Below are 15830 nucleotides of genomic sequence, written 5' to 3' on the forward strand. Positions count from 1 at the left end.
CGTGATCAACAGAAGCATATTCCATGTATTAATGAGATAGGTAAATACATTAATTAATGGAACGGAGTAACTATAAGTTTGTTCAAAATAAAGGCCTATAATCTGCTGACTATAGGAGCGAAGAAGCTTGATAGCAAGATAAAATGCTATGCCCTTATTTAGGTTTTTATTTGCGACAGATAAAGACAGTATTAATTGAGTTTAACAGCGAGATATTTAATTACATCATCACTAACTTGCGGTAAAAAATAAATGTCATCATATTTAAAGTACTGCACCGAGCTAATAGTTACGGGCTTTGCTGCCGTTGGTAGCGAGTCGTAAAACAGCCCAAGCTTATAATTGTTGCTGTTATTTACTTTGATTGCTCGGTTAACCTGTATTTTAGGCGTATCTACTACTGTGTAGCCGTTATTTTCGGCAATATAATATACATTTTGATAGGTATAATAAGTGTTATTGCGATGCCTTAAACGTGAGTGGTATCTAGGCAGTGATCTAATATGTAAACCTCTTGGTGGCATTACCTCTCGATAGCCTCTGCTGTGTTTACGATAGTAAGTGCCATTATGGGTATTAAATACTGCACCATTAAAACGTACCGATACACTATTACTAGGAATATGACGTATCACTTTACCTGGTTTATGGTGTTTGTTATGTACATTTTGCGGATTTGCAAAGGCGTTACTTGAGAGCATAGTAAGTGTTAAAAACACTGCTAACAAAACAGTTAAGTTAATAGTGTTTAGCTTTATAGGTGTTAGTTTCACAGTTATTTGTTTCATAGTAATGTCTCGCTTATGTTTTTTATACATAACCGATATTAGAGCCTGAAACTGAATAGCAACTGATAGCGGCTGTAATTACACAAAGCTTTACATAACTAAAATGCTTGTTGGTAGGGTTTTGAGCATGCTAAATGAACAGGAAAGTGGTTGATTATGGGCTGTTTTGCGGGTTTTATATATAACTGTAGCGCAGTATAAAAAGCCCAGCAAAGCTGGGCTTAATTATTAATTAGTCTTGCTGTGGCGTTTTCATTATTTTACTGGTGATCACACCTGAAGTAATAGAGCCTGACACATTAAGCGCAGTACGTGCCATATCAATTAATGGTTCTATTGATATAAGTAACGCAACAATTTCTATGGGTAATCCCATTGTTGGTAATACCACTAGCGCAGCAAAAGTTGCGCCGCCGCCTACACCGGCAATGCCAAAAGAGCTAATCACTACAATACCTATTAAGGGTAGAATAAACTCAAAAGTCATCGGGTCTATTCCCACACTAGGTGCAACCATCATTGCTAGCATTGCAGGGTAAATACCTGCACAGCCATTTTGTCCAATCGTAGCACCAAAAGAGGCTGATAAATTAGCAATAGCTGGGGGAACTTTAAGTTGGTTTACTTGTGTATCTATGTTCATTGGAATTGATGCCGCTGAACTGCGCGAACTAAAAGCAAAGGTCATTACTGGCCAAATCTTAGTAAAATAATGTTTTGGACTAACCCCAACTAGGCTTAACAGTATGCCGTGCACAACAAACATTAATAAAATAGCGACATAAGAGGCGATAATAAACGCCAATAAATTAAGAATGTCGTTACCACTTGAGTTTGCGACTACATTCGCCATTAATCCTGCAACACCGTAAGGCGTTAAAGCTATAACCATTTTAACTAAGCTCATTACAGTGGCTTGTAAAGCGTTTACACCAGTACGAATAGGCGCTGTAAGTTCGCTGCGCTCTAGCATTACTTTACGTGCAGCAATGCCTATTAACACGCCAAAAATAACGACGGCAATAATAGAGGTTGAACGTGTATTACTTAAATCGGCAAATGGGTTTTCTGGAATAAAGCTAAGCAACATTTGTGGCACATTTAAGTTAGCAACATTAGCCGCTTTACTCTCTAAAGTAGTCATTTGTGCCGCTTCACGAGTGCCGGCCACTAATCCTTCTACGCTTAAGTTAAAGCCATAAGTAACCGCAATACCAACCAATGCAGCAAGGGCTGTGGTAACCAGTAAAATAGAAATACTTACAAATGAAATCTTACCTAAAGAGCCTTGGTTTTCAAGTTTGACTACCGCGGCAATCATAAACACTAATACCAAAGGCATAATGACCATTTTTAATAGCCCAACATAGCCTTTACCAACGACGGCAACCCAACTTAAAACATGGTTAATAACTTGGGGTTGTTCGGCAAATAAAAACTGTAAAGCCAAACCAAAAGCACTGCCCAGTACTAGGCCAAATAAAACGGTGCGTGATAACGTTTTACTTTTTTGCGAAAAAAGATAAATCGCGAATAACAGACCAACAAACAATGCCAGCATTAATAGTACAGCAAGCGACATAATATCCTCTTCATTAGCTGTGATTTAGCGGCGCACTTTAACGCTTTAAACTTATTTAAGAAAATACACTTTCGCTATGACTTAGAAGAAATTGTTATGTATTGCTAATATTTGGTTATAAGGGATGGCAAGCGTTTGTAAATATCTTCAAAGATGTATGGCTAAATGTTATATTACCAAAAGAGTAATCGCTGTAATTGCAGCAAACTAAACAAGTTTGTCAGGATATATGATGCCTAATATTTATATTATTTACCGTGCTATGTTTGATCATAACGGCACTATGCATACCATTGGTGGCATTGAAAACTATATCTTAAGTTTGTGCGATGTTTTTACTCGCCAAGGTTGGCCATGTCATATAGTACAACCGGCTAAAAAAGCGTTTACCTTAACTACTCCCCAGTACACTATTCATAGCGTTACTACCGGTTTATATCGCGGTAACTTAAAAAAAATCGCCCTTGCAAACTGGGTCAGTGAAAATGCAGACAAAAATAACGATATTATTATTTTTGCTACCGACTCTTATTCAGTAAAAATGCCTGATTATAAAACGCTAGCGATTCAGCATGGTATATCTTGGGATAAACCTCGCGCAGCAAAATTAGCCATATCACAATATTGCTCCTCGCTATTAAGTCAGTACAAATATTTATCCTATATAAAATCAGATTGCAGCTTGGTGTGTGTAGATCATAACTTTGTTAACTGGTATCGCACTTGGTTTAATATTGAGCAGCAACATATGAAGGTTATTTATAACTTTTATAGTGAAAAAATTAGCGAAAGTGAATTTGCCAAAAAATGGTCAGATGATAACGCAACACTAAATATTATTATTGCTCGTCGTTTTGTTGATTACCGTGGTATTAAATTAATAGCACCTATTATTAAGCAGCTTTTACCGCAATATAATATTCAAGTAAGCTTTGCCGGAAATGGGCCATTAAAACCATATTTAACAGAACTATTTGCTAATGAAGTAAAAGTGAAATTAATGCAGTACGGACCAAATGAAAGCTTTAGCGTACATAAACGCCAACACATTGCCATTATTCCAACACTAGGTTCAGAAGGTACTTCGTTATCTATGATAGAGGCAATGGCCGCAGGTTGTATGGTTATAAGTAGTAACGTTGGAGGCTTATCTAATCTTATAATTAATGGTTTTAATGGTCGATTAGTGATGCCTAATACTGCCGAGTTTACCCAAGCGCTAACAACTAGCTTGAATGACTATCAGCAAAGTAAAACGTTGGCATATAACGGGTTAACATCAATAGCGAAAGTGTGCTCTAAAGAAAATTGGGCGCAAGATTGGATTGATATGATCAAACATAAACAAGGCTAATATGCGGTGCATTTGGCATTAATTGCACCGTTATTTATGAAAGCACTTAACTAAATGTTAGGTGCTTTTTTGTTTGTACGTAAATTAGTTATTTTAAGTGGTATTAATCTAAAATAGGTTTGCTATGAATACGTGAACTTTTAAAAAGGGCTTTATTGCCTGTATCGGCTTCGGCCCAAAAGTTGATATTAAATTGCGCGTCGTCGCTTAGCTCTACTTTATGCCAGTATTGTGGCGGGCTGGTAGCAAATTGCCCCGCGTTAATTACAATAGTTTGCTCAGGCTCTGTGGCGGCTTCATTTGCAAATCCGTAAAAGGTAACAGTGCCTTGCATAACGCAAATTTGGCCAAACACACCCTCGGCTGTGTTGTGGTGAGTAAGTAACGCTTTTGGAATGTTGTCTTTAGTAAAAAAGTGAGTGGAGCGTTTTATTTTCCAGTGACTTGGTATAGTTAAGTGACTCATAACAATTCCTTTTTTGTATTAGTAAAACAAATATAAAAGTTTAAATCATTTCAGCATCAATATGGCGCATTAAATTAGTTACCCAATTAATATACTGACGGTGTATTTTACTACCGTTGTAATTAAGGTTAGTCGAATCTTGGTAATTGATAGAATAAGCTGTTTTGTCATAATTAATATTAACGATTAATTGATGAGTACGAATATTAAGAATTCCCTTTATTTTACCTTCACTAACAGGAGCACACTGCCAACCTAGTTGAATGCAGGCTTTTAAAATACCTGTTTCAACATCTGCTGTGTTATTAATTATTTTAGATGTTTGTGGAATAAGGTTTTGTTCAAAGTTTTTAATTGGCACTGAAGTTGAACAACCCGCGAGTGCGAATAACGCAGTGGCTATAAAAAGTGTTGTTTGTTTTTTCATGTTAGTCCTTTTGTTTAAATATGCAGCGTATCAGTAAATATTATTAAGTGGTAGATACTAGCAAAATTTACTAATAATTTTGCAAATAAGTGCCACTAATATTGATAAATAAATACGTGTTTATTTTATATTGTTTGCCACTTTAGACTAACCTTTGTAAGGAGAGCATATAACGAGGAGCACAACATGGCGGTATCAGCTATTCCAAAAGGGTATCATTCAATAACCCCTTATTTAATTATAAACGGTGCGCAACAAGCAATTGATTTTTATTGTGCCGCTTTTGATGCGCAGCTAGTTATGCAAATGCCTATGCCTGAAGGCGGCATTGCTCATGCAGAAATTAAAATTGGTAATTCACATATTATGATCTCAGATATGTGCCCAGATGTTCATTTTAAAAGCCCTACAGAGCTCGGCGGTACACCCGTAAGCATAATGTTGTATGTTGATGATGTAGATACGGTATTTGCAAAAACCATTGCGTTAGGAGCGAAAGAAATACGCCCCGTTCATGATCAGTTTTATGGTGATAGAGCAGGTACGCTGCAAGATCCTTTTGGCCACGTATGGACCATTGGCACTCATAAAGAAGACATTAATGAGCAAGAGCTCAGAAAAAGAATGGTAGATCTTATGAGTAAAGATCAAGATGCTTAGCTTTATAAAATAAAGGTAAGTAAACAAGGCTTTTACAAGCAGCTAATCCTGAATTCGTCATCTAGGTTTATTGGCAAAACCAGTGTATTAAATTGCCTATTAATAGCATCATCACACATATTGTTCAGTTCAGCGCTACCATTACTATACTTACTATTATATTCAACATGAAAAACAGCTTTATTGTTATTTATAAAAGGGGTGAGTAATTCGCACTCTTGATACTCGTAGCATTGCTCGTTTACTGCAAAATCAAAATAACTATGCAGCTCATTTACCTGATGAAGATTGTTTTTTAAGCCAACCGCCAAGCCACGAGTATGCGCCTGATTTGCTATAAAGCGAGTAAATACAAGCTGATCGTTTGCAGTTAAATTAAAGCCCGAATTATTCATATAGCCGTCAACGTTATCGGGCTCTACGCCATCACATCCTTTTTGTACTGCTAAATCTAGACGACTAGCCATTATTGCTTGCACATTAGGTGAGCGAATATCTAACCAACGCTCTCCTTGCCAATTAGCTAAAGAGTTACCTAATTCGTTGATTAAAAATTGGCTTTTATCACTTCGCCACGATTCATAAGAACCCGCTGAAAAATAGCAAATAACCCGCTTACCTTGAGCTTGTAATGTTTGTATTAACTGTACTGGGGAATCGAATAGGTCTATGTCGTAAATATTAACATTGTAGTTAGTATTTATTGTGCCAGTTAGCTGCCATTGCCAGGTGCTCCCCAATGCGGGTTTATACCAGTTACCGTTAGTAATAGGGGCAATTGCAGGCTCGACTTGGCTAGAGGGAGTTGCTGGTGTATTGTCATTTTCACCGCAGCTACTAATACTGATTAGCAGTAAAAATATAACACAGTGGCCTGCGGTTTGTTTATTAAATAAAGACAAAAACATAACATACTCAAACGGTATTAGTAGTTATTAATTTAGCTGAAAACTATTGATATTGCATTAAGGATGTCGATTTTTATATTGAGTATTAGGCCTTCCATGGCCTGCTTAAATTAAATGTTTTTATAGTATGGATAATCACTATAACCAACCTCTGTGCCGCCATACATAGTGGCTGCATCAGCTTCATTTAAAGGCCATTGTTGTTTAATACGCTCAGGTAAATCGGGGTTCGCAATAAAAGGCCGACCAAAAGCAAACAAGTCACCGTAGCCATTATTTAAAATACGCAGTGCTTTATCTACCGTGTATTTTCCTGCATATATAATTCGACCAGAGAACTGCGCTCTAGCTGCTTTGTAAAACTGCTCAGGTAAATCAGGTGCGTTATTCCAATCGGCTTCAGCAATCGATAAGTAAGCAATACCTGCTTGTTCAAGTACCTTAATCGCTTCTATGTAGGTATTTTGTGGATCAGACTCGACCAAACCCAAATAAACGCGGGTTTCATCTGTGCTGCTAAAAAGTGGTGCAAAGCGAACGCCTAAGCGATCAGCGCCTACAACCGCGCTCACAGCAGCAACAATTTCTTTTAAAAAACGCAGACGATTAGTAAGTGATCCGCCGTATTGATCGTCACGCACATTAGTGTGCTCTGAAATAAATTGATTAACTAAATAACCGTTAGCACAATGTAGTTCAACGCCGTCAAAGCCGGCTTCTAATGCATTTTTTGCTGCTTGCGCATACATATTAACTAACTCGCTCACTTCATCAGTACTTAAAGCGCGCGGTGTACTTGGTTCACTTAAAGCACCTTGGCCTGGGCCGGTTTCAATAAACACCTTAACGTTGTCAGCTGTAATTGCCGAAGGAGCTATTGGCTTGGCTTCATTAGGTTGCAAACTGGTGTGCGATACACGGCCAACATGCCACAGTTGAGCAAATATAATGCCCCCTTTAGCATGCACAGCTTGAGTTACTTTTTTCCAACCTTCAATTTGCGCCGCAGAATGTATACCAGGAGTCCATGCATAGCCTTGACCTCTTGGCTCTATTTGCGTGCCTTCGGTAACCATAAAACCAGCGCTGGCACGCTGCGCATAATAGGTTGCCATTAAGTCGTTAGGAATATTACCTGGTTGGGTGCTACGAGAACGTGTAAGTGGTGGCATTACTATACGGTTTTTAAGTGTATAAGGGCCAAGTTCTACAGATGAAAATAACGAGCTGGTATCAGAAATAGATTGATTCATTAAAACTCTCTCTTAAAGCAAACTTAGTGGCTTATTACCTCGTAATTAACAAGGTAAAGTATGTTGATGCTTAGCTGTTTAAGCAATGTTGGTAAGCGTAGAGCTTTAAGGGTACAATTTGAAACAACACTTTATTGTTTTAGATACAATTATGAATGGTATTAACCGGCTCGATATTAAACAGCTCAGGGTACTAAATGCCTTGCTTGATTTAAAAAGCTTGTCGCAGGTTGCACGTAAAATGGGCTTAACCCAGCAAGCAATTAGCGAGCAACTGCGTAAACTACGTGACTTATTTGACGATCGTTTGTTTATTCGCCAAGGAAATAGCATGGTGCCAACGCCTAAAGCGTTATCTATGCAGCAACCTATTAGCCATATTTTAAAGCAACTTGAAATGCTGTTAGAGCCCGATGTATTTACACCGCAAACATACAAAGGTGTATTTACTATTAGCGCGACAGACTACGCAACTCAAGCCTTGTTACCGCAGCTTTTTAATATAACTAGGCGAGAAGCCCCCGGATTAAAACTAATAGTGCGCGACTTTGCCTCAGATAATGTTAACCAGCTAATTACGGCGGGCGAGCTTGATTTACTGATTAGTTTTCCTGAATTTATTCCAGATAACTTAGCTTATGTTACTTTGCTTGAAGAGCAGCATTTATGCGTTACAGGTTGTGGCAACAAGCTAACAAATGAGCCGTTAACACTGGCACAAATTGCAGCTTATCCGCAGCTAGTGGTATCACCTTCGCGTGCCAATTTACGTGGTTCTCACGATCAGTGGTTTGCAGCAAAGGGCCTTAAACGCAATATTGTTATGTCGGTACCTAGCTTTTCGGCAGTACCAAACATTCTTCATACAACCGATATGATCGCGTTTTACCCAGCGCGATTACTACCAAACAATAAAGTACAACAGCTAACCGTGGAAGCATTGCCGCCGCCTTTTAAAGTAATAGCTGCATGGCATCCACGTACCAGTGAAAGCCCAATTCATCGCTGGATACTGGAGCAATTAAAAGTAATTTGAAGTGTGAATAAATTTTAGCGAGCAACACTCGTTTTATAGTGTTACTCGCTAATATAGGAGCTAACGATAAAGTAAGCCGTAATTTTAGAGCTTACCTATCGACAAAGATCGCACATCGTTACCTGTTGGCGACTCATGTGCTTTAAGGTAAAACACCGGTAAAATAGCCAGTATATGGTCAAAAATATCAGCTTGAATACCTTCGTACTCTGCCCACACTGTGGTGTTGGTAAAGGTGTAAATCTCGATAGGTAAGCCTTTATTAGTTGGCTCTAATTGCCTTACCATTAGGGTCATATTTTGATGGATTTTAGGGTGTTGTTTTAACAGTTCTATTAAATAATGCCTAAAGGTACCGACGTTAGTTAAGCGGCGGCCATTAAGTAGGCAACTCATATCTTTGCTAGCGTTTTCGGCGCTAATAGATGATATTGTGGTATCTATATATTTGGTTAGTAAATTTGCTTTTCTAAGCTCAGTGAGCTCTTGTTCATTTAAAAAGCGCACACTGTTCATTTCTAAATGAATACTACGTTTTATTCTACGACCGCCCGATTCCGACATGCCGCGCCAGTTTTTGAATGAATCAGAAATAAGCGCATACGTAGGTATTGTAGTGATGGTTTTATCCCAGTTTCTTACCTTTACCGTGGTAAGTGCAATGTCAATTACATCGCCATCAGCGCCATACTTGGGCATTTCTAGCCAATCACCTACCGCTAACATATTATTAGCAGAGAGCTGAATACCTGCCACTAAACCTAAAATAGCATCCTTAAACACCAACAGCATAACGGCTGATAACGCACCTAAACCACTTAATAAAATTAATGGTGATTTATTCATTAATAACGACACAGCTAAAATACCGGTTAATACACTGGCAATTAACTTAATGGTTTGTAATAACCCTCGTATCGGGAAGTGGGCTCTGACTGCGCGCCTATCAGAAATAACCTGAAAAATATCGAGCAACGAAAACAGTGATAGTAAAGAGAAGAGAATGATCCATTGGTCGGTAACCATTTCAATAATATGTAAAAAGCTACTCCCTTCGGGGATCCAAAGCCTAGCTTGAATAACGACAACCGCACCTTGAATTACAAAAGAGATATGTTTTGCAAGTTTAAATGCTAAATCGGCGGGAGTTTTTGCATCAGGCTGAACAATTCTTTCGCTAAAGCGACCTTTAAGAAAGTGCTTAGCTGAGTTTCTGATAATTAAATGTAAAATTATGGCAAAAATGGCGAGCCAGCAAAGTACTAAAATGTCGTACCATAAAAGAGGGTTGGCGGGTAAATATTGGCCAAACCACCCCAGTAAATACTCACGTAGTTCAGCTCTTATATCTGTCATTTAATCTCCGTTTACATCATAAAGTTATTTATTTATTCCAAGGTTATTTAAGCAGAAGGCGTAGTTAAAGTCTATCTTCACTCGGTGCCGATAGACTTTAACTATAAACAGTTCGTTTTATTTTTCAGCAAGTTGTTCACTTAACTCGGCAAAAATACTGGGGTCGTCAATAGTCGATGGAATTTGCAGTTCTTCGCCATCAATAAGCTGGCGTAAGTTTTTGCGTAAAATTTTCCCTGAGCGTGTTTTAGGTAAGCGCTCAACACACATAATATTTTTTAAACACGCGATAGCACCAATTTGGTTACGTACAGATTGCACAAGCTGTTGTTGTACTTCTTGGTGAGAGCCGGTAAAACCGTCTTTCAGTACTATCATCGCCATTGGGTTTTGCCCTTTAAGCGCATCGTTTACACCAAATACAGCACATTCTGCAACCGCAGGGTGGGCGGCAACAATTTCTTCCATTTCGCCGGTAGATAGCCTGTGGCCAGCAACGTTAATTACATCATCGGTACGACCCATAATAAATAAGTAGCCGTCTTCGTCTATGTAGCCACCGTCTCCCGACAGGTAATAGCCTTCATATTCGCTCAGGTAACCTTGTTTATAGCGCTCGGTATTTTGCCAAATTGTAGACAAGCAACCCGGCGGTAAGGGCAGTTTTATTACTACTGCGCCACTTTCGTTAGGGGCACATTCTTCGCCTTCCATATTTAAAATACGTACGTCAAAGCCCGGTGTAGGAACGGTTGAACTACCTGCTTTGGTTTCTAAGTGTTCAATGCCAATAGGGTTGCAAGCAATAGCCCAGCCGGTTTCTGTTTGCCACCAATGATCGAGCACAGGTAGGCCGGTTTTTTCTTTTAACCAACCGTAAGTAGCGGCATCAAGGCGCTCACCGGCTAAAAATAACCGTTTTAAGCTAGATGTATCATATTTTTTAAAACCCTCAGCTTTAGGGTCTTCTTTTTTAATTGCTCTAAATGCAGTAGGCGCGCTAAACAAGGCTGTTACTTTATGCTCCTCTACTACTCGCCAAAATGCACTGGCATCTGGGGTGCGCACTGGTTTGCCTTCGTAAAGTACAGTTGCACAACGATACATTAACGGCGCATATACTATGTATGAGTGACCCACCACCCAGCCAATATCAGACGCAGCCCAAAAAACTTCGCCAGGCTCCATACCATATACGTTTTTCATGCTGTAATTAAGGGCAACAGCATGGCCGCCATTTTCACGTACTACACCTTTAGGTAATCCTGTGGTGCCTGAGGTATATAAAATATATAGCGGATCACTACCACTTACAGGTACAGGGTCAACAGCTTGTGCTGTTTGCATAGCCTTTGCCCAATCAATATCTTGGCCGCTATTGAGTGTTGCGGTTGCTTGTTCGCGTTGATAAATTACGCAGTGATCAACTTTATGCGTGGCGCGCTTAATGGCATCATCTAATAAGGGTTTGTATTCAATAATATTACTTACTTCTACACCACAAGAAGCACTTAATACTAATTTAGGTTTAGCATCATCAATACGCACCGCTAACTCATGAGCTGCAAAGCCACCAAAAACCACAGAGTGCACTGCACCTAAACGAGCACAAGCTAGCATGCCAATCACTGCTTGTGGGATCATGGGCATGTAAATAACCACACGGTCGCCTTTTTGCACACCTAGCGATTGCATTACACCGGCAAACTTAGCCACTTCTTGTTGTAGCTGTGAATAATTATAAGTTTGTTTAGTATTGGTAACAGGAGAGTCGTAAATAAGCGCAGTTTGCTCGCCAAAGCCGGCTTCAACATGTTGGTCAAGTGCTAAGTAGCTAGTATTAAGCTGGCCATCATCAAACCAATGGTATAAGTCATCGCTGTCTTGTGTATAGGCATTTTGGGGTGTTTTATACCAAGGAATACACTTACTTTGTGCTAACCAAAATTCAGCTGGGTTTTGTTTGAAGGCGTTATAATGCTGTTTATATTGACCTGACATAAATGATCCTAAAACTAAAAAAGAGTGTGAGAGATATTAAAAACTAAGCGTTTTTGCTTAATTATTATATTAGACCTTGGTCGGCTAAAAGCTGAGCAAGGTGGTTGTTTTTTAGTTTGTTTTGCAGAGCCTAATTACGACTTAATACATAGCAAGCTAATTGAAATTGTTATGTTTTTATAAAAAACGTCAATTAAACTCTATTTGTACGGCTTTTTCTTTATTTTCGATAGAAAACTGGCTTGCTTAATTATCAAACTAAGCGTAAAATGCGCGCTCATTTCGGCTTTTAAACTATTAATTCCTTGCCTTAAACCGACCGGCCGAAACGGTAGAAGGCTCTATTAACCGTAAGGAATATCCATGCGTCATTACGAAATCGTATTCATGGTTCACCCTGATCAGAGTGAGCAAGTAACTGGTATGATCGAACGCTATACTGGTTCTATCACTGAAGCTGGTGGTGTTATCCACCGTCTTGAAGACTGGGGCCGTCGTCAACTGGCTTACCCAATCAACAAGCTTCATAAAGCTCATTATGTTCTTATGAACGTTGAAGCACCAACTGAAGTAATCAGCGAGCTAGAAACTACTTTCCGCTACAACGATGCAGTGCTTCGTAACTTAGTTATGCGTACTAAAAACGCGGTAACTGAAGCGTCTCCTCTTGTAAGAGAAGAGAAGAAAGAAGCACCAGCTGCTTAATTGTTTTGAGTCCTAGCATGGCGTTTAACTGGTGATGAATATAAATGGTTAGCCCTTTTATGAATCAACTGGTTTTATCTGGGGTAGTTTGTAAAACTCCCAAGTTAAGCCAAAGTCCTGCTGGTATACCGCATTGTATTTTTGTTATTGAACATAAATCAATGCAAACAGAAGCAGATCTTAACCGTAATAGTTACGTTCGGCTTCAAGTGGTTGCCAGTGGAAAGCAAATGCAACAACAGACTCAACATTTGCACGTTGGGCAGGCATTGCAAGTGAGTGGTTTTTTAAATCGCCACGAAGGTCGTAACGGCCTTAGCCAATTGGTTTTGCATGCTCAGCATATCGAAAGAATTATTTGAGGAATTAATCTCATGGCACGTTATTTCAGACGTCGTAAGTTTTGCCGCTTTAAAGCGGAAGGCGTACAACAAATCGATTACAAAGATCTAGCTACTCTTAGAAACTATGTTACAGAAAGTGGCAAAATCGTACCTAGCCGTATCACAGGTACTAGCGCTAAATACCAGCGCCAGCTAGCAACTGCTATTAAGCGTGCTCGCTACTTAGCCCTTCTTCCATACACTGACTTACATAAGTAAGCAGCGGATTAACACGTTTTTAAAAGGTGTAGAAACATGCAAGTTATTCTACTAGATAAGATCGCTAACCTAGGTGGCCTAGGTGACCAGGTTGTTGTTAAATCTGGCTTCGCACGTAACTTCCTTTTCCCGCAAGGTAAGGCAGTTCCTGCAACTAAAGCAAACATTGAAACATTTGATGCTCGTCGCGCAGAACTTGAAGCGAAAATCGCTGATCAGTTAGTTGCTGCACAAGCACGCGCTGACAAACTTGAAGCATTAGCAGAAGTTACATTAGTATCTAAAGCTGGTGACGAAGGTAAATTATTTGGTTCAATCGGTACTCGTGACATCGCTGACGCTATCTCAGCTGTTGGTGTTGAAGTTGCTAAGTCTGAAGTTCGTCTACCTCTAGGTACTATCCGTGAGACTGGCGAATTTGACGTATCAATCGCAGTACATTCAGAAGTAACGGCTACTATTAAAGTAATCGTTATTGCTGAAGCTTAATTTTTAATTAAGCAAAAAAAAGCCGTGCTATTTAGCGCGGCTTTTTTGTGCCTAAAATTTAGCTAGCTGTAGATCTAAAAACACGCTTAATAAAACCTCTTCTAAATCATCTTTCCTTTTTGCAATTATTTTTTCATTTCATTTAAACCTTTTCAAACTGTCATTACGTCTAACTTATCAATACACTTAAATGCAAACCCAGTAATTATAATTTAAAGGCGACATTACGGATGTTACACGTTAAACCCGAACAGTCGCAATTGTGCGAAGCAGCACTCATTAAGCGTGTTAAGTCGGGGGATCAAGCTGCATACACACTACTTTATGAACTACACATAAAACGAGTATACGGGTTATGTTTACGTCTATTAGCTGATCAGTCGCATGCAGAGGATGCGGCCCAAGAAGTGTTTGTACAGGTGTGGCACAAAGTAGCGCAGTTTGATGGGCGCTCGCAGTTCTCTACTTGGCTTTACAGCGTAGCGAGTAATGTTGCGATTAATTACTTACGCAAACAAAAAAATTGGCTGCAAAAAGTGGTGAGTATTGAGCACAGCGGTATGGATGAGCAATCAGTTAACGACTGTAAAGGTTTAAATGGCCTAGATAAATTAATAGTAAGGCTTCCAGAGCGAGCACGTATGGTATTTGTGCTGTTTGCCATTGAAGGCTACAGACACGAGGAAATAGCCGAGCAACTAGGTATGGCTGTTGGCTCAAGTAAGTCGCAATATCATCGTGCTAGGCTGTTATTACAAGAGTGGTATGAAAATGAGTAAAGAAAATTTTGATGACTACTTAAACGAGTCACTCAATACACTTGATAAAGACATAACGCCACGCAAAAATTTATGGCCAGGGATTGAGCGAGCGATTATTAATGCTGAACGCTCTACACAAAAACACACTACTATTTGGCCAAAGTTAACGGCAGTAGCTGCATGCAGTGTTGCGGTTTTAATTGCAGTAAACATCGTTTTTATAACGCCTGAGCCAAAGCCTGCCGTGGCGATAAGTGATTACTTTTTAGCGCAAAAAAACAGTTTGTTAGTTGCGTATAAAAATCAAAACGCACTTACCAGCAATTGGCAAGTGCAATTGCAAGAACTCGAAGAAGCAGAGTTAGCCATAAAGCAGGTTCTTGAAAACGAACCACAAAACCAAGCGCTATTAACTATGTTAGCGCAAATATATCAACAACAACTTGATTTGATTAATAAGGTGCACGCACCTCGTTGGCAGCATATTTAGGAGCATAACATGAAAGCGATTTTACTAGGGTTGAGCTTATTTCCACTGGCGGTATTAGCGGGTGAAAAAGTAGATAAGCAAATAGAGGTAGCCAATGGCGGCACTATTTATATTGAAAACCAACGTGGTGATATAAACATAACGGGCTGGGATAAAAGCGAATTTAAAGTGTCGGGCGAACTTGATGACAAAGCCGATGGCTATGAGCTTAAAACCAGTGGTGATAGAACCCAGTTTATTGTAAACATGCCACGTAATACGGATTGGGGTAACAGTGGTGATGGTTCAAAGTTAACTATATTTATGCCCAGAAGTAGTACGCTTGAGTTTGCTGGTGTGAATGTATCTGTCAGTGCAAAAGAGCTACAAAACAGTGCAGAAATAGATGTGGTTAATGGTGAGATAAGCGCAAGTAATTTAGCGGGTAATATTAAACTTACCAGTGTTAATGGCGATGTAAAGGCGCAGAACTTAAGTGGTAATATTGCATTTGAAACCGTAAATGGCGAAATTAACGATAAAAACTCAAGCGGGAAGTTGCGCTTTAGCGCCGTAAATGGCGATGTTAAATCAGATTCAACGGCAAGCGATGTTCGCCTTGAAAACGTAAATGGTGATATAGACTTTACTTTGTCGAGCATTAAAAACTTACGAATTAATACCGTTAATGGTGAGGCCGAAGTGCATATTAAAGAGCTGTTAAAGGGCGCAGATGTTCGCTTTGAATCGGTAAGTGGCGATGGTGAATTTTACTTTGCTGCAGATGTATCGGCTAAGTTTGAAGTTGAAGCGCATGCGAATGGCAAAATAATTAATAAAGTGACTAGCGATAAAGTCAGTAAAGCTAAATATGGCCCAGCCAGTAGTTTAAAATTTAGTATTAATGGCGGTAATGCTAACGTTGAAATGAATACAATTAGCGGGCGACTCGAACTTCATACTAAATAACATT

18 protein-coding genes are annotated in these 15830 nt (G+C 39.3%); 10 read left to right on the plus strand and 8 right to left on the minus strand.

Annotated features, from left to right (window positions below):
* Positions 1–191 precede the first annotated feature (191 nt).
* A complete protein-coding gene (locus tag AAEZ22_RS15645) occupies positions 192–788 on the minus strand; it encodes a DUF6515 family protein (protein WP_011329103.1) in 597 nt (198 codons plus the stop codon).
* A 232-nt stretch (positions 789–1020) separates the two neighbouring features.
* Complete coding sequence (locus AAEZ22_RS15650) at positions 1021–2370, minus strand: L-cystine transporter (protein ID WP_089368713.1); 1350 nt, start codon at positions 2368–2370, stop codon at positions 1021–1023.
* A 229-nt stretch (positions 2371–2599) separates the two neighbouring features.
* Here AAEZ22_RS15650 and AAEZ22_RS15655 point away from each other — a divergent pair, with 229 nt between their 5' ends.
* Positions 2600–3724, plus strand: a complete 1125-nt coding sequence (locus AAEZ22_RS15655) for a glycosyltransferase family 4 protein (protein WP_352297948.1) — start codon at positions 2600–2602, stop codon at positions 3722–3724.
* Positions 3725–3827: 103 nt separating this feature from the next.
* On the opposite strand, the gene AAEZ22_RS15660 is transcribed toward AAEZ22_RS15655, so the two are convergent.
* Together AAEZ22_RS15660 and AAEZ22_RS15665 are read right to left on the minus strand one after the other, a co-directional pair.
* A complete protein-coding gene (locus AAEZ22_RS15660; RefSeq protein WP_089368711.1) occupies positions 3828–4190 on the minus strand; it encodes a TehB family protein in 363 nt (120 codons plus the stop codon).
* A 40-nt stretch (positions 4191–4230) separates the two neighbouring features.
* Positions 4231–4617 (minus strand): lipoprotein, encoded by a 387-nt coding sequence (locus tag AAEZ22_RS15665; RefSeq protein ID WP_011329099.1) that lies wholly within the window; start codon positions 4615–4617, stop codon positions 4231–4233.
* 186 nt (positions 4618–4803) lie between these two features.
* Between AAEZ22_RS15665 and AAEZ22_RS15670 the strand changes: the two genes are divergently transcribed.
* Positions 4804–5277, plus strand: coding sequence for a VOC family protein (locus tag AAEZ22_RS15670; RefSeq protein WP_011329098.1), 474 nt, complete (start codon positions 4804–4806; stop codon positions 5275–5277).
* A gap of 32 nt (positions 5278–5309) precedes the next feature.
* Here AAEZ22_RS15670 and AAEZ22_RS15675 read toward each other — a convergent pair whose 3' ends face one another.
* Both AAEZ22_RS15675 and AAEZ22_RS15680 read right to left on the minus strand, forming a co-directional pair.
* On the minus strand, positions 5310–6185 hold the full coding sequence (locus AAEZ22_RS15675) for an endo alpha-1,4 polygalactosaminidase (protein ID WP_193038547.1): 876 nt from the start codon (positions 6183–6185) through the stop codon (positions 5310–5312).
* A 110-nt stretch (positions 6186–6295) separates the two neighbouring features.
* Positions 6296–7438, minus strand: a complete 1143-nt coding sequence (locus AAEZ22_RS15680) for an alkene reductase (protein ID WP_011329096.1) — start codon at positions 7436–7438, stop codon at positions 6296–6298.
* A 118-nt stretch (positions 7439–7556) separates the two neighbouring features.
* Here AAEZ22_RS15680 and AAEZ22_RS15685 point away from each other — a divergent pair, with 118 nt between their 5' ends.
* Complete coding sequence (locus AAEZ22_RS15685) at positions 7557–8474, plus strand: LysR family transcriptional regulator (protein WP_197181768.1); 918 nt, start codon at positions 7557–7559, stop codon at positions 8472–8474.
* Between the two features lie 84 nt (positions 8475–8558).
* Here the strand turns inward: AAEZ22_RS15685 and AAEZ22_RS15690 are convergent, their stop codons facing one another.
* Together AAEZ22_RS15690 and AAEZ22_RS15695 are read right to left on the minus strand one after the other, a co-directional pair.
* Positions 8559–9830, minus strand: coding sequence for a mechanosensitive ion channel family protein (locus tag AAEZ22_RS15690; RefSeq protein ID WP_011329094.1), 1272 nt, complete (start codon positions 9828–9830; stop codon positions 8559–8561).
* A gap of 117 nt (positions 9831–9947) precedes the next feature.
* Positions 9948–11831: a propionyl-CoA synthetase gene (locus AAEZ22_RS15695; RefSeq protein WP_352297953.1), complete on the minus strand. Its 1884-nt coding sequence runs from the start codon at positions 11829–11831 to the stop codon at positions 9948–9950.
* 363 nt (positions 11832–12194) lie between these two features.
* Here AAEZ22_RS15695 and rpsF point away from each other — a divergent pair, with 363 nt between their 5' ends.
* The 7 genes from rpsF (at position 12195) to AAEZ22_RS15730 (ending at position 15826) form a co-directional block, all read left to right on the plus strand.
* A complete protein-coding gene (gene rpsF / locus AAEZ22_RS15700; protein ID WP_011329092.1) occupies positions 12195–12536 on the plus strand; it encodes a 30S ribosomal protein S6 in 342 nt (113 codons plus the stop codon).
* A gap of 44 nt (positions 12537–12580) precedes the next feature.
* A complete protein-coding gene (gene priB, locus AAEZ22_RS15705) occupies positions 12581–12898 on the plus strand; it encodes a primosomal replication protein N (protein ID WP_041454555.1) in 318 nt (105 codons plus the stop codon).
* 12 nt (positions 12899–12910) lie between these two features.
* Positions 12911–13138 carry a 30S ribosomal protein S18 gene (gene rpsR, locus AAEZ22_RS15710; protein WP_002962753.1) on the plus strand — a complete coding sequence of 76 codons (228 nt, stop codon included), beginning with the start codon at positions 12911–12913 and terminating at the stop codon, positions 13136–13138.
* 36 nt (positions 13139–13174) lie between these two features.
* The gene (gene rplI, locus AAEZ22_RS15715) at positions 13175–13627 is read left to right on the plus strand and encodes a 50S ribosomal protein L9 (RefSeq protein WP_011329089.1); all 453 of its coding nucleotides are present in this window, start codon (positions 13175–13177) and stop codon (positions 13625–13627) included.
* A gap of 230 nt (positions 13628–13857) precedes the next feature.
* The gene (locus AAEZ22_RS15720) at positions 13858–14406 is read left to right on the plus strand and encodes an RNA polymerase sigma factor (protein WP_011329088.1); all 549 of its coding nucleotides are present in this window, start codon (positions 13858–13860) and stop codon (positions 14404–14406) included.
* A complete protein-coding gene (locus tag AAEZ22_RS15725; RefSeq protein WP_352297956.1) occupies positions 14393–14878 on the plus strand; it encodes a hypothetical protein in 486 nt (161 codons plus the stop codon). The genes AAEZ22_RS15720 and AAEZ22_RS15725 overlap by 14 nt, the downstream gene beginning before the upstream one ends.
* A gap of 9 nt (positions 14879–14887) precedes the next feature.
* Positions 14888–15826: a DUF4097 family beta strand repeat-containing protein gene (locus AAEZ22_RS15730; protein ID WP_352297959.1), complete on the plus strand. Its 939-nt coding sequence runs from the start codon at positions 14888–14890 to the stop codon at positions 15824–15826.
* Positions 15827–15830 lie beyond the last annotated feature (4 nt).

The organism is Pseudoalteromonas sp. 20-MNA-CIBAN-0454 (assembly GCF_040308685.1).
Taxonomy (GTDB): domain Bacteria; phylum Pseudomonadota; class Gammaproteobacteria; order Enterobacterales; family Alteromonadaceae; genus Pseudoalteromonas; species Pseudoalteromonas nigrifaciens.

Excerpts from the sequence above, each read along its gene's own strand:
- rpsR (WP_002962753.1), top strand. The coding sequence starts at position 12,911 with ATGGCACGTTATTTCAGACGTCGTAAGTTTTGCCGCTTTAAAGCGGAA.
- AAEZ22_RS15695 (WP_352297953.1), bottom strand. The coding sequence starts at position 11,831 with ATGTCAGGTCAATATAAACAGCATTATAACGCCTTCAAACAAAACCCA.
- AAEZ22_RS15690 (WP_011329094.1), bottom strand. The coding sequence starts at position 9,830 with ATGACAGATATAAGAGCTGAACTACGTGAGTATTTACTGGGGTGGTTT.
- AAEZ22_RS15650 (WP_089368713.1), bottom strand. The coding sequence starts at position 2,370 with ATGTCGCTTGCTGTACTATTAATGCTGGCATTGTTTGTTGGTCTGTTA.
- AAEZ22_RS15655 (WP_352297948.1), top strand. The coding sequence starts at position 2,600 with ATGATGCCTAATATTTATATTATTTACCGTGCTATGTTTGATCATAAC.
- AAEZ22_RS15725 (WP_352297956.1), top strand. The coding sequence starts at position 14,393 with ATGAAAATGAGTAAAGAAAATTTTGATGACTACTTAAACGAGTCACTC.
- AAEZ22_RS15645 (WP_011329103.1), bottom strand. The coding sequence starts at position 788 with ATGAAACAAATAACTGTGAAACTAACACCTATAAAGCTAAACACTATT.
- AAEZ22_RS15680 (WP_011329096.1), bottom strand. The coding sequence starts at position 7,438 with ATGAATCAATCTATTTCTGATACCAGCTCGTTATTTTCATCTGTAGAA.
- priB (WP_041454555.1), top strand. The coding sequence starts at position 12,581 with ATGGTTAGCCCTTTTATGAATCAACTGGTTTTATCTGGGGTAGTTTGT.
- AAEZ22_RS15720 (WP_011329088.1), top strand. The coding sequence starts at position 13,858 with ATGTTACACGTTAAACCCGAACAGTCGCAATTGTGCGAAGCAGCACTC.
- AAEZ22_RS15730 (WP_352297959.1), top strand. The coding sequence starts at position 14,888 with ATGAAAGCGATTTTACTAGGGTTGAGCTTATTTCCACTGGCGGTATTA.
- AAEZ22_RS15670 (WP_011329098.1), top strand. The coding sequence starts at position 4,804 with ATGGCGGTATCAGCTATTCCAAAAGGGTATCATTCAATAACCCCTTAT.
- AAEZ22_RS15665 (WP_011329099.1), bottom strand. The coding sequence starts at position 4,617 with ATGAAAAAACAAACAACACTTTTTATAGCCACTGCGTTATTCGCACTC.
- AAEZ22_RS15675 (WP_193038547.1), bottom strand. The coding sequence starts at position 6,185 with ATGTTTTTGTCTTTATTTAATAAACAAACCGCAGGCCACTGTGTTATA.
- rplI (WP_011329089.1), top strand. The coding sequence starts at position 13,175 with ATGCAAGTTATTCTACTAGATAAGATCGCTAACCTAGGTGGCCTAGGT.
- AAEZ22_RS15660 (WP_089368711.1), bottom strand. The coding sequence starts at position 4,190 with ATGAGTCACTTAACTATACCAAGTCACTGGAAAATAAAACGCTCCACT.
- rpsF (WP_011329092.1), top strand. The coding sequence starts at position 12,195 with ATGCGTCATTACGAAATCGTATTCATGGTTCACCCTGATCAGAGTGAG.